This window comes from Lewinella sp. LCG006 (assembly GCF_040784935.1).
Lineage (GTDB): Bacteria > Bacteroidota > Bacteroidia > Chitinophagales > Saprospiraceae > Lewinella.
On the sequence record NZ_CP160680.1, the window covers coordinates 1,706,564 to 1,719,919 of the forward strand.

The window sequence follows — 13,356 nt, forward strand, 5'->3', positions numbered from 1 at the left end:
GTATGGGAAAGATAATTTCGCTGTTAAATCATAAAGGAGGAGTAGGAAAAACCACTAGTACCATTAACATTGGTGCTGGAATGGTAGAATTGGGTAAAAAGGTACTCTTGGTAGACCTCGACCCCCAAGCCAACCTGACCCTTTCACTCGGTATTCCAAGACAACCCGTTACTATTTACGAGGCCATCCGTGGCGAGTCGGAAGCAACGCCTTACACGGTGAAGCCAGGGCTTGATGTGATCATCTCTACACTGGATTTATCCAGTGCTGAAATGGAGCTGATCAATGAAGCGGGTCGGGAGTACATTCTCCGCGAGGTTTTTGAGCCCTTTCGGGAAGATTATGATTTCATTCTGATCGATTGCCCTCCTTCTTTGGGGCTGCTCACGCTGAATGCCCTTACGGCAAGTGACTACGTCATTATTCCTCTACAAACGGAGTTTCTGGCGATGCAGGGTCTGGCAAAAATCAAACAAGTCATCCAGAAAGTTCGCTTACGCCTGAACAAAGGACTGGAGATTGGAGGAGTGATGGCCACGATGTATGATGCCAGAAAAGTACTGAATCGGGATGTGGTGGAAACGATAAAAAAATATTTCGGGCCGCTGGTGTTCGATACTTATATCCGGGATAATGTTGCCTTGGCGGAAGCTCCGGCCCAACGAAAAGATATTTTTGCTTACAACCGAAACAGCCCCGGCGCGCAGGATTATCTTGAATTGGCACAGGAGATAATCGTACGTTCCAACAAGTAATTTCCCGCTAAGGAAACCGAAGTACATCAAAATACCGTTATATTTAAGTTGCCTGTAAAAAAGGTAGCCTAGCAATATCTTTAAAAATCGTTCATTTTGGCTAAAAAGCGCTTCACGGAAGGATTAGACAGTCTCTTTGGCGGCACCAGCGGACCGCCGAAGGAATCACTCTCTCTTTTTCCAGAGGAAACCAAGCCGGGAACCGCTCAAAGGGACGACGAAAAGAAGAGTAACAAAGGGTTTGCGTCCCAACTGGATGCCTTCCTGGCAGAAGCCTTCGAGAACGAGGATGCTTCCGATCAAAATGACAGTAGCACTTCTAAAAAAGGGAAACGTCTAGCTGGATTGGATTTGCTTATTCGCCAAACGACCGATGCTCCTCCAAAAAATCGGCCTACGCTATCGGAGAAGCGGCGGCTTACGCTGGCTTTTGACAAGCAACAGCTCAGCAAACTCAAGGAGATTGCCGAAAGAGAAGGCGTCTACCTCAAAGATTTGATCAACCAACTGATCGAACGCTACTTGCAGGAACGTAAATAGTCTTAAATTTCCAAGACAACTCAGGAAATCGTATCTTTGATCAGGCAGCAAATTGATGCCTGTGCATATCTTACCATTGAAATAACTCTTCCAATGAAAAATATCCTTTTACTTAGCTTGTGCCTAAGTCTTAGCATGACGACGACCGCGCAAGGCATTGATTTCTTTAAAGGGGAGTGGGAAGCTGCTTTAGAGCAAGCCCGCAACCAGGACAAACTCATTTTTGTAGATGCCTACGCCACTTGGTGTGGCCCGTGTAAGCGAATGGCTGCTGACGTTTTTCCCGACCCCCAGGTAGGTGCTTTTTACAACCGCAATTTCATTTCCCTTAAGCTCGACATGGAGGCACCTGAGAATGCTGCTTTCAGAGCGCGGTACCCGGTAGCGGCCTTCCCTACGCTTTATTACATTAGCCCCGACGGCGAAGTTGTTCAAAGCGTAAAGGGCGCACAGAGTGTAGATCAATTCATCAGTACCGGAGAAAAAGCCCTCGCTTTATCCGAACCAACAGGAGACTATGCCGAACAATACGCTGATGGCGACCGTAGCCCAGAACTGGTTTACAAATATGTCCGTTCGCTGATTCGTAATGGAGAATCTCATTTGAAGGTTGCCAATGACTACCTCCGCAGCCAGGAAGACCTCAACAGCCCTGAGAACTTGCAGTTTATCATGCTGGCAGCTACCGAAGCCGATAGCCGCATTTTCACCATGATGACGGAGCACAAAAAAGAAATCATTGCTGCCAATTCTGAAGACCTCTATTACAGCCAGGTTTTTTCAGCTTGTCAGGCTACCGCCACCAAATCGATCGAATACAGCAGTGTCGATCTGCTCGAAGAAGCATGGGGAAAAATTGAGCAATACTATCCTGAGAAAGCGGAAAAATTCAAGTACGATACAGAAATGGCCTATGCCCTTGCGCACAGGGATGGAAAGACTTTTGCCAAAGCAGCCCGCGGTTATGCCAAAGACATTATTGCTGGCGATGCAACGAAACTCAATGAGTTTGCCCTACGCATAGCCAACGATTTTGAAGCCGACAAGGATGTCCTTGATGTGGCGCAGTATGCAGCTACCGAAGCCATCAAGTACAACAGTGACACCTTCCGTCATTATTATACTTTGGCCATTGTAGAGAATAAAATGGGGAACACCAAGCAAGCATTGGCCGCGGCCCGCAAGGCACTGGTACTCGCTGAAGCTGATACCCCCAATGCCGTGCGAATGCTTACCGCCTTCATCGAAACATTAGAAAGACAAGGCTAAGTACTTGTTCCTAAAACAATCAGGAAAGGCCGGTTGATGAATGCTCAACGGGCCTTTCTTATTAAAACCCTTACCATGAAATATTTACCCTTATTTTTCCTGCTGTCTTTTACACCTTTCCTGTCTGCGCAGACCGATATGGATACACCTAACACAGAAAAGTACGCTGAAGATGTTGCCAGCCTGGATAACATTTTAGAAGCCCTTTACGCATCAATTTCTGGCGAAAAAGGGGAAGCTCGCGACTGGGACCGTTTCAACCATCTTTTCACCAAAGAGGCACGTCTGATCCCAACCGGCAAAAGCAACGAGGGAGAAGTAGGTTACCGAATAATGAGCCCCCAAGAATACGTGGAGCGTTCCGGCAAATGGCTCGAAGAAAATGGCTTCTACGAAGTAGAAATCCATCGTGAGGTGGCAGAATATGGCTCCCTGGTACACGTGTTCAGCACCTACGAATCCTATCGGTCTAAAACCGATGAAACGCCCTTTGCGAGAGGGATCAACAGTATCCAACTGCTCAATGATGGCAAGCGCTGGTGGGTGATGCACATTTACTGGCTCGCCGAGACGGAAGCACTACCTTTACCGACAAAGTATTTACCTAAAAATTAGGCTCCTGCAATTCGCGGGCGTTCTGGTAGATGTCCTGCATACTAATATAAGTATCCAAGGTATGCAGATAAATGCTTTTATCTAATCCAATAGTGGTGACCATTTTCCAATAATCGCTCCCTTCTTTGTAGAGTACATCCACGACTGGCTTGTATTGATCGATCAATACGTATTCTTTAAAAGAAGGGAGCGAACAGTACTTATGAAATTTGTCCCCCCGATCGTAGCTCCCGGTAGATTTTGAGAGCACTTCTACTACCAAAATGGGATTGGTGTAAGCATTTTTGTCTTCTTCGCTTACTTCTACATCTCCACAAGTCACCGAAGCATCTGGGTAGACAAAAGAATTAGCGTTATCAATATAAACTCTGGCGTCTCCATTGAATGGAATACAATTTAACCCCTTCTTTTTAATCTGCGATTGCAGCTGGGTAATAATGTTCCCACCAATGATGCTATGATCTAAACTTCCACCACTCATCGCCCGAATAGTGCCATCTTCATATTCGCTTTTGAATTCGGCAATTTCTTCTTGTGCCAGATATTCTTCGATGGTATGATATGCTAATTTTGGTTCTCCCATGATTTTTCTATGAAATGATACAGTACTATAAAGATACTATCAATTTAAATACTTCGCCACTATCGGCAAACGGCGGCCCATCCCGAAGGCTTTGTTGCTTACACGGAGTACGGGGGCGGTCTGGTAGCGCTTGAACTCGTTGATGTTTACGAGGCGCAGAATGCGGCGCACCAAGGCCTCGTCAAATCCCTGCGCAATGATTTCTTTAGGACCTTTTCTTTTTTCAATGTATTGAAACAGCACCTCATCCAGGATGGCGTAATCAGGTAGGCTATCACTGTCTTTTTGATCTGGACGAAGCTCTGCTGAAGGTGGTTTAGTGATGATATTTTCAGGAATTACCTCCCCATCTTTGTTCATAAAACGAGCCAGTTCAAAGACCTCTGTTTTATACAAATCACCGATCACACTCAGTCCGCCACACATATCACCATAGAGGGTACCATACCCTACTGCCATTTCGCTTTTGTTGGACGTATTGAGCAAGATATTGCCGAATTTATTGCTGAAAGCCATCAACAACATCCCACGGGTACGCGCCTGTAGGTTCTCTTCGGTAATATTGAAATCCTTGCCCCAGAAATGAGGACGCAGCGCTTCCTGATAACTTTCGTAAATGCTTTCTATCGGAATAATATCGTACTGAGCGCCCAAATTTTCCGCCAACTGACGTGCATCGTTCACCGAATGGTCGCTGCTAAACTGGGAGGGCATCAATATACAGCGCACGTTATCTGGGTCTAGCGCCCGAGCTGCGAGTACCGCTACCACCGCCGAATCAATCCCTCCGGAAAGGCCGAGGATGGTGCGCTTGAAGCCAAGTTTACCAAAGTAATCCCTTAGCCCCATCACGATGGCGTCGTGGATCAAAGTCATCTTATCGCGCGGCTGCTCGCCTTTGGGAGATTTGCATGCCTTTACATCGCCCAACTCATAGGTGCGGACACACTCCTCAAAGTAAGGAAGCTCGTCATAGACTTCTCCATTAGGAGACATCACCAATGATCCACCATCGAATATGACTTCGGTTTGTGCGCCAACAATATTGGTGTAAAAGATGGGCAAATCGTAGCGTTCCACATTCGCACGCAAAACGTGTACCCGATCCTTGGCATGGTCAAAAGAGAAAGGCGATGCCGAAAGGTTGAGCATAAAATCAGGCTTTTGACCGATCAACTCATCCATGGGACAAACCTTATACAGCGGGTTTTCATTCCCCACATTCCAGATGTCTTCACATATCGTGAGGGCTATGCGCTGGCCTTTGTACTCCACAATTTGCCATTCGTGAGCTGGCTCAAAATAGCGGTATTCATCAAAGATGTCGTAGGTCGGCAAGAGCGTTTTATGCTGTACAGCCAGTACCTCCCCATCCGCCAAAAAGTAGGCAGAATTATAGAGATCTTTCCCTTCAGGAACGGGGTTTACCGTCAGTGATCCTAATACTACCGCTATGCCTTGCGCGTCTGCTTTCAATGCCTCTACAACGCCTTCTGCTTGCGCAATGAAATCTTGAAACTCCAAAAAATCACGGGGAGGATAACCTACGGTGGATAACTCTGGTAAGAGTACAATATCTGCTCCCTGTGCTTTTGCTTCCGCAATAGCCTTACGCATACGTGCGAGGTTGCCAGAAAAATTCCCAATGTGAAGGTTGATTTGCGCAATAGCTATTTTCATAGGAAGGGTAATGTTTATTATCGGTAAAGATAAGTCTTGTTCCAGGATATAAACAAGGAAAGCGACGACTTAGTTTAAAAACAAAACTAAGTATTTTTTAAAAACTCCCTAAACACTTCCATTACGATCCCCCCTTCCTCACCGCCCTTTGGAGCCAGAAATCATCCCAGGCAGCAATTTTCCTTGAGGGCAGTTCCTCCCCTTTTTCCAATAGTTTCCCCCTCAGTTCCTCTTTCATTTGATTCATTCTTTCCAAAAAAAACGCGTTGTAGAGGGTGGAATGATAAGCCTCGTAATTGATCAAACTCCAGTACAAATGGCGAGTAGTCAATTGATCAGCCAGTCTCATCCCTTCGTTCTTAATCACATCAATTACATAAAAAGCATAAGCTAGTGACAACCGCTGGTACTGGGTTTTCAAAAAGAAATCTTTGTTACTTATTTTGGTATTGATCCTATCGTAGAAATTGGTGTGGTAATCAAAATCATAGATATCGTCGTACTTTTTCAGCTGGCGACGGAGCATTTCTACGGAAATACTGAAAGGGAATCTATTGATATATTTTGGAACACTTAGCTTACCGTGCTCATCCTTCTGGAAACTCATCCAGGTCTTAGAAAACGCCAAATAGGTCAGCGGACGGTGTTTCCAACCATTCTGAATATGAAAGACCAGATCACCTTTGACCAAGTAGTAGTGTATTCCATTTTTCTTAAACCCAAGTGGTTTGAGTTCTAATTCGTATAAATGATCAAGCGCTTGATTGTATTCTGCTTTTGTGATGATCTGGTTATCCACTATTGAGGTGTTTTTACAAGCTACCCAAAAAGCGATAAGTTAAGCAAATAGTGGGCTTTCTCACCTGAATGCAGCATTAATCTTCTCCAACGCCTTTGAGCCAGGACAAAGATCCACTTCGGTTAAGCTGTTCAGTGGGCGACTTACGGTCTGTTCCAATTCATGGAGGTCTCTGCTTTCCTGGTCGATGTAAAGTAAGCCCGTTAGTATCTCGTCATTTGACTTTGCGCTACGTATGCGATCCATGGCAGAGGAACGGTCGGTAGGGTCCCAATTGGCCGCCAGCTTGCGGAGCTGAACATAAGAACCGTCGTGCAGCTTCACTTGCTTAGCATCTCCTGCTGCATAGTTTGTAAGGATTTCTTTTTTGTGAGGAACAAAATCAATGGTGGAGGTGGCCTCCTGATGCGCCCGCACAAAATCATAAGATTTGGTTGAGCTGGGTTTATTGTTGAAGGTCACACAAGGTGAAAGCACATCCAGGAACGCGAAACCGGGATGCGAGATAGCCGCCTGGATCAGCGGGATCAACTGCGTTTTATCACCAGAAAAACTACGTCCTACAAAGGTTGCGCCTAACTCCAGTGCCATACTTGCCAAATCAATGGCTGGGAAAGGATTCGAAACGCCGTCCTTGGTCTTGGAGCCTTCATCAGCCGTGGCAGAATGCTGCCCTTTGGTGAGGCCATAGCATCCGTTATTCATCAGTATGTAAACGATGTTGAGGTTGCGCCGAATAGCGTGGACAAACTGCCCCAAACCGATGGAAGCCGAATCGCCATCACCGGAGACGCCCACGTAGATCAAGTCCCGATTGGCCATGTATGCTCCGGTAGCTACCGATGGCATGCGGCCATGTACCGTGTTGAAGCCATGCGATTGCCGCAGGAAGTAAGTAGGCGTTTTTGAGGAACAACCAATACCCGACAATTTTGCTACCCGATGTGGTTCAATAGCCATCTCATAACAGGCTCGCACGATGGCTCCACTGACAGAGTCGTGACCACAGCCTGCGCAAAGCGTAGAAATAACGCCTTCGTAATCAGCTTTGGTAAAACCAACCTCGTTTTTGGGCAATAGTGGATGTCGGAAGCTTGGGCGGATGTATGACATGGTTCTTTTTTTTAGCGTCAGGAATTAACTTTCTACGGAAAGTGCTTCTACCACAAATTCCCGGATTTTAGCAGCCGTAATGGGCATACCATCGTAATTGAGTACGGGCACCAATTTTCGTGGATGCGTTTCTAATTCATTGATCAATAGTTTTCGCATTTGTCCATCACGGTTTTGCTCAATCACAAAGATTTTTTCGTGCTCTTCGATGAACTGTTCGACCTCTGGACCAAAAGGAAATGCTTTGAGCCGCATCGCATCAATCGGCATTCCGTCCTCAATCAGTTGATCCATGGTTTCCAGGGCGGCATAAGTGGTGGTGCCAAAAAAGATCATACCCGCATCACTTTGCTTGCCTTCTTGGTAAAATTCGGCTGCGGGGACGTAACGCTTTGCCGTATCCCATTTTTTGAGCAGCCGGTCTACATTGCGTACATAATCGGCTCCGTCTTCGGTATAGCGAGCATATTCGTTCTTACTTGTCCCCCTTGTAAAGAAGGAACCTTTGGTGGGGTGTGTACCAGGGAAGGTACGGTAGGGAATACCATCACCATCTACATCGAGGTACCGACCAAATTCTTCTACTTTTTCCAAATCCTCCGCCGTTAAAACTTTTCCGCGATCATATTGTCTGCTGTCATCCCAGGCTAGCGGTGGCGACAAGTGGTCGTTCATGCCCAGGTCCAGGTCGGTCATGACCATCACGGGCGTTTGCAGGCGGTCAGCCAGATCGAAGGCATCAGCCGTCATTTCAAAACACTCTTTAGGGTTACAAGGCAACAATAGCACATGCTTGGTATCACCGTGCGAAGCATAAGCCGTCGAGAGTATATCGGCTTGCTGGGTACGCGTAGGCATGCCCGTGGAAGGCCCACCGCGCTGGACATTGATGAGCACCACCGGAATCTCGGCAAAGTACGCCAAACCAATAAATTCGTTCATCAGTGAAACACCGGGGCCACTGGTAGCGGTAAAGGAGCGAGCTCCGTTCCAGGAAGCACCGATCACCATGCCCATCGCCGCCAATTCATCTTCGGCCTGAATGATGGCAAATTTCTTTTTGCCCGTAACTGGGTCAATACGTAGTTGATTGGCGTATTGTTCAAAAGCCTGGGCGACCGAAGTGGAGGGTGTGATAGGATACCAGGCAACTACCGTAGCTCCGGCATAAATAGCTCCCAAGCCACAAGCAGTATTGCCGTCGATCATGATATGATCTCCAACCTTATCACGACGCTCCAGACGAATGGGCAAGGGGTATTCATAATGCTCGCGGACATAGTTCCGTCCCAATTCAAGGGCTTGAATATTGAGCGGAATCAGTTTTTCTTTGCCCGCAAATAGATCAGCAAGCATATCTTCCAGCACCTTAAATTCGATATCCAGCAGCAGGGAAAGGGCACCTACATAAATAATGTTCTTGAACAACTGCCTTTGCCGAGCATCTTTATACGCATCGATCGACAATTGCATCATCGGAACACCAATGTAATGGATGTCTTCCCGAAGGAATTGCTCAGGTAGTTTCTTCGTATTGTCATACATGAAGTAGCCTCCTGGCCGAACGCAGGCCACATCTTTGGCCATACTTTGTGGATTAACACAAACCATGACATCAACGCCATCTCTACGCCCCAAATACCCTTTTTCGCTAGCCCTAACTTCGTACCAAGTGGGCAAACCCTGAATATTGGAGGGAAAAATATTTTTAGGAGACACTGGAATCCCCATCCGAACAATCGCTTTGGCAAATAGTGTATTTGCACTGGCAGAGCCCGTTCCATTGACGTTGGCAAAACGGACTACAATATCATTTACGCCTTTAAGCTGCTGCATGTCTGTCCTGCTTTAGTAACCTGGTATAAAAATTTCTGCATATCCCACGCGGCGGTTGGGCACCTTTCGGCACACAAGCCGCAATGCAAACAGACATCTTCGTCTTTGATCATTACGCGTTGGGTTGGGAGCGTTTCAGAAACATAAAGATCTTGCTCCAGATTAATCGCAGGAGCACTGAGCCGGAGGCGCAATTCTTCTTCTTCTCCATTGGTCGTAAACGTGATACAGGAGGTAGGGCAAATATCCATACAAGCATCACATTCGATACAGCGGCTGGTATTGAAGACGGTTTGCACATCACAATTGAGGCAACGTTGGGCTTCCTTGTACCCAAGGCGAGTATCGAATCCCAATTCTACCTCTACCTTGCGATCGGACAGCGTTTTATCTTTGGCTTCATGAGGAACATCATAGCGTTCATCATCAGCCACGCTACTATCATACATCCATTCGTGGATGCCCATTTTCTGGCTCACCAAATTGGTGGTAGGAGCAGGCCGTTGGGTGCGAATATCCTCTCCCCGGCAAAAGAGGTCAATAGAAATAGCAGCCTGGTGCCCGTGAGCTACAGCCGTAATTACATTTTCCGGACCAAATGCAGCATCGCCACCAAAGAAAACCTGTGGCAAGGTTGATTGGAAAGTGAGTCGATCTACCACCGGTAAATCCCATTTGCCTAACTCCAAGCCCAGATCGCGCTCAATCCAGGGAAAGGCATTGTCTTGACCGATAGCAATGATCACATCATCTGCTTCAATAAAGGTGTCTGGTTCGCCCGTAGGGATCAGCTTTCGCTTGCCGCTCTCGTCATACTCGGCTTTTACATGACTGAAAATGACACCTTTCAGGCGACCATTTTCTACCACAAACTCCTTCGGCGGCATATTGTTAAGGATCGGAATATCTTCCCCCTGGGCGTCCTTGATTTCCCAGGCAGAGGCTTTCATATCATTGAAAGGGCTACGAACGACAACCTTTACCGATTCTCCTCCCAAACGACGAGAGGTACGGCAACAATCCATCGCCGTATTGCCACCGCCCAGCACAATCACTTTTTTGCCAATGCTACTAATGTGCTCAAAGGCAACCCCGGCCAACCATTCTATCCCGATATGGATATTAGCGTCGGCTTCTTCACGGCCGGGTAATGGCAGATTGCGCCCTTGAGGAGCACCTGTTCCCACAAAAATCGCGTCATAATCCTTCGCCAGTATTTCGCGCAAGCTAGAAACATAGGTGTTGAAATGCGTGTGAATACCCATGTCGAGGATGTAGTTGACCTCCTCTTCCAATACCGATTCCGGCAAACGGAAAGCAGGAATCTGCGTTCGCATCATCCCACCACCTTTGTTCCATTCGTCATATAAGTGGATTTCATAACCCAATGGAGCCAAATCACGAGCCACCGTCAGGGAAGCAGGACCTCCGCCGATGAGGGCTATCTTTTTTCCGTTAGGAACAAAAGGGCCTTGCGGCATCAAGTGTTTGACTTCTCCCTTGTTATCCGCTGCCACGCGTTTGAGCCGACAAATAGCTACTGGTTCTTCCTCCTCTCCCTCCAAGCGGCCACGACGGCAAGCAGGTTCGCAGGGGCGATCACAGGTGCGCCCCAGAATACCCGGAAATACATTGGACTCCCAATTGACCATGTAAGCCTCGGTGTATCGCTCGGCCGCAATCAGCCTGATATACTCCGGCACAGGGGTATGTGCAGGGCAAGCCTTTTGGCAATCAACAACCTTGTGGAAATACTCTGGATCTTGAATATTTGTTGGTTTCACAAGCTATAACTTTTACTTACTCACACAAAGCGTATTCTTTTGCAATTACATAAAATTAACAAATAGTAAACCGAATTTAAGTAAATACTAAAATTTTATTTTACAAAATGACTATTTATAAGAATTTTAAACAAAACAGATATAGCGATTATAAAGAGATGCGCAGACGATGGCATTGCCACTTGGAGTGGCTCCGTAGGAAGACCTATTGCAAGGATAGTAGAATAGTGAACGATTAGGAATCAATGGTCAACCTCGGTTAAGCCCGATGTTGGAAAATTTCATTAGCCATTTCCACTAGCGTTATCAAGTCCTACCTTCAGGGCGCGAAGCAGCCTGACCCCTTAGGTCCGCTTCAATTGTTCTTTCATCGCAAAGACCTCATCACGATACTGGGCCGCAGAGATAAAATCCAGCTCTTTGGCGGCTTTCTTCATCATGCCTTCGGTGGCAGCGATGGCTTTTTCCAATTGATCTCTGGTCATGTAACCAATGATAGGATCGGCCGCCAGACTGGCTTTCTCTGGTTCGCGGTAAGCTTGTTCTACAGCGCGTACATCCAGGATAGACTGCTTTGCCAGAATTTCTTCCCTGCTCTTGCGCATCGTGGTGGGTACGATCCCGTGTTCTTCGTTATAGGCCATCTGGATCGTCCGGCGGCGGTTGGTTTCGTCGATGGTGCGTTGCATGGAGTCGGTTACCTTATCGGCATAAAAGATGACCAATCCATTCGAATTCCGGGCAGCACGCCCAGCGGTCTGGGTGAGGGAGCGTTCATTTCTGAGGAAACCTTCTTTGTCGGCATCAATGATTGCGACCAAGCTCACTTCCGGCAAGTCCAGTCCTTCCCGCAAGAGGTTAACCCCTACTAGCACATCGAATTCTCCCAGGCGTAAATCCCGCAAAATTTCTACCCGTTCCATGGTATCTACCTCTGAATGGACGTAACGCACTTTGATGCGCAACTTCGTCAGGTATTTGGTCAGCTCCTCGGCCATTCTCTTGGTGAGCGTGGTTACCAGGGTTCGCTCATCACGCTTAATGCGTTCGTCTATTTCTTCCAGCAAGTCATCAATTTGGTTGATACTCGGGCGTACTTCTATCGGCGGGTCAATCAATCCCGTCGGACGAATAATTTGCTCTACAATCAGACCTCCAGTTTGCTCCAGCTCATATTCGGCGGGGGTTGCACTTACGTAAACCACCTGATTGATCAAGCTTTCAAATTCGTGAAAATTCAGCGGTCGGTTGTCCATTGCCGAAGGCAGGCGGAAGCCATAATTGACCAAACTCAGCTTGCGTGCGCGGTCGCCGCCAAACATACCTCGCACCTGGGGGAGGGTTACGTGGCTTTCGTCTACGAGCATCAGATAATCTTCTGGAAAATAGTCGAGCAGGCAGAAGGGGCGCGTCCCCGGTTTGCGCTGATCGAAGAATCGGGAATAGTTTTCTACACCGCTGCAGTAGCCCAGTTCTTTCATCATTTCCAGGTCGAAATTGGTGCGTTCGCTGATTCGCTTCGCTTCCAAAAGGCGGTTTTCCCGTTCAAAATATTTCTCTTGCAGATGCAGTTCATCCTGGATATCGCTGATGATGCCTTTGAGGCGTTCTTTGGGAGCGATGTAAAGGTTGGCAGGAAAAATAGCGGCGTGATCCAGGCGTTCAATACGCTTGCCGCTGGAGATTTCCAGTTTCTCAATACCCTCTATTTCATCACCAAAAAAAGTTACGCGGAAGCCGTATTCCACATAGGGCAAGTTGATATCCACCGTATCTCCTTTGACCCTGAAAGTTGCTCGCTTAAACTCTGTTTCCGTGCGGGAATACAAGCTATCGACCAAACTGTACAGGAAGCCATTCCGCGAAATCGTTTGTCCTACTTGAATCCGAATGATCCCACTTTTATAGTCTTCCGGATTCCCCATACCATAAATGCAACTTACCGAAGCCACGATGATAATGTCTCTTCGCCCGGAAAGTAAATTTGAGGTGGCACGCAGGCGAAGTTTATCTACCTCCTCATTGATCTGGAGGTCTTTTTCGATAAAAGTATCCGAAGTAGAAATATAGGCCTCCGGCTGGTAATAATCATAGTAGGAAACAAAATACTCCACCGCATTATCAGGAAAGAAGTCCCTAAACTCGCTGTACAACTGTGCCGTAAGGGTTTTGTTGTGCGTCAGGATAAGTGTAGGCCGGTTCGCTTTGGCAATCAAGTTTGCCATCGTAAAGGTTTTACCAGACCCAGTGACCCCAAGCAAAACCTGTGCGGGTTCTCCAGACAACACACCATTTACCAATTGGTCAATCGCTTGGGGCTGATCACCCATCGGCTTAAAAGGGGAAACTAATTTGAAACTCACGCGAACTTTTTTTTATCAA

Annotated in this window: 11 protein-coding genes; 4 read left to right on the top strand and 7 right to left on the bottom strand. The window is 47.1% G+C overall.

Annotated features, from left to right (window positions below; translation table 11 throughout):
• The first annotated feature begins 2 nt into the window (after nucleotides 1-2).
• The 4 genes from AB0L18_RS05675 to AB0L18_RS05690 all read left to right on the top strand — a co-directional run bounded on the left by AB0L18_RS05675 (nucleotide 3) and on the right by AB0L18_RS05690 (nucleotide 3,179).
• Nucleotides 3-755: a ParA family protein gene (locus tag AB0L18_RS05675; protein WP_367391610.1), complete on the top strand. Its 753-nt coding sequence runs from the start codon at nucleotides 3-5 to the stop codon at nucleotides 753-755.
• 96 nt (nucleotides 756-851) lie between these two features.
• On the top strand, nucleotides 852-1,295 hold the full coding sequence (locus tag AB0L18_RS05680; protein ID WP_367391611.1) for a hypothetical protein: 444 nt from the start codon (nucleotides 852-854) through the stop codon (nucleotides 1,293-1,295).
• A 93-nt stretch (nucleotides 1,296-1,388) separates the two neighbouring features.
• Nucleotides 1,389-2,564, top strand: coding sequence for a thioredoxin family protein (locus AB0L18_RS05685; protein WP_367391612.1), 1,176 nt, complete (start codon nucleotides 1,389-1,391; stop codon nucleotides 2,562-2,564).
• A 75-nt stretch (nucleotides 2,565-2,639) separates the two neighbouring features.
• On the top strand, nucleotides 2,640-3,179 hold the full coding sequence (locus tag AB0L18_RS05690) for a hypothetical protein (protein ID WP_367391613.1): 540 nt from the start codon (nucleotides 2,640-2,642) through the stop codon (nucleotides 3,177-3,179).
• Here AB0L18_RS05690 and AB0L18_RS05695 read toward each other — a convergent pair.
• From AB0L18_RS05695 to uvrB, 7 genes are all read right to left on the bottom strand, one after another.
• Nucleotides 3,169-3,762: a Uma2 family endonuclease gene (locus AB0L18_RS05695; protein WP_367391614.1), complete on the bottom strand. Its 594-nt coding sequence runs from the start codon at nucleotides 3,760-3,762 to the stop codon at nucleotides 3,169-3,171. The genes AB0L18_RS05690 and AB0L18_RS05695 overlap by 11 nt on opposite strands.
• Before the next feature lie 39 nt (nucleotides 3,763-3,801).
• Nucleotides 3,802-5,442 (bottom strand): NAD+ synthase, encoded by a 1,641-nt coding sequence (locus tag AB0L18_RS05700; protein ID WP_367391615.1) that lies wholly within the window; start codon nucleotides 5,440-5,442, stop codon nucleotides 3,802-3,804.
• Between the two features lie 121 nt (nucleotides 5,443-5,563).
• A complete protein-coding gene (locus AB0L18_RS05705) occupies nucleotides 5,564-6,241 on the bottom strand; it encodes a hypothetical protein (RefSeq protein ID WP_367391616.1) in 678 nt (225 codons plus the stop codon).
• Between the two features lie 60 nt (nucleotides 6,242-6,301).
• On the bottom strand, nucleotides 6,302-7,354 hold the full coding sequence (locus tag AB0L18_RS05710; RefSeq protein ID WP_367391617.1) for a 2-oxoacid:ferredoxin oxidoreductase subunit beta: 1,053 nt from the start codon (nucleotides 7,352-7,354) through the stop codon (nucleotides 6,302-6,304).
• A gap of 24 nt (nucleotides 7,355-7,378) precedes the next feature.
• Complete coding sequence (locus AB0L18_RS05715; RefSeq protein WP_367391618.1) at nucleotides 7,379-9,190, bottom strand: 2-oxoacid:acceptor oxidoreductase subunit alpha; 1,812 nt, start codon at nucleotides 9,188-9,190, stop codon at nucleotides 7,379-7,381.
• Nucleotides 9,169-10,974 carry an FAD-dependent oxidoreductase gene (locus AB0L18_RS05720; RefSeq protein WP_367391619.1) on the bottom strand — a complete coding sequence of 602 codons (1,806 nt, stop codon included), beginning with the start codon at nucleotides 10,972-10,974 and terminating at the stop codon, nucleotides 9,169-9,171. The genes AB0L18_RS05715 and AB0L18_RS05720 overlap by 22 nt, the downstream gene beginning before the upstream one ends.
• A 344-nt stretch (nucleotides 10,975-11,318) precedes the next feature.
• The gene (uvrB, locus tag AB0L18_RS05725; protein WP_367391620.1) at nucleotides 11,319-13,337 is read right to left on the bottom strand and encodes an excinuclease ABC subunit UvrB; all 2,019 of its coding nucleotides are present in this window, start codon (nucleotides 13,335-13,337) and stop codon (nucleotides 11,319-11,321) included.
• Nucleotides 13,338-13,356 lie beyond the last annotated feature (19 nt).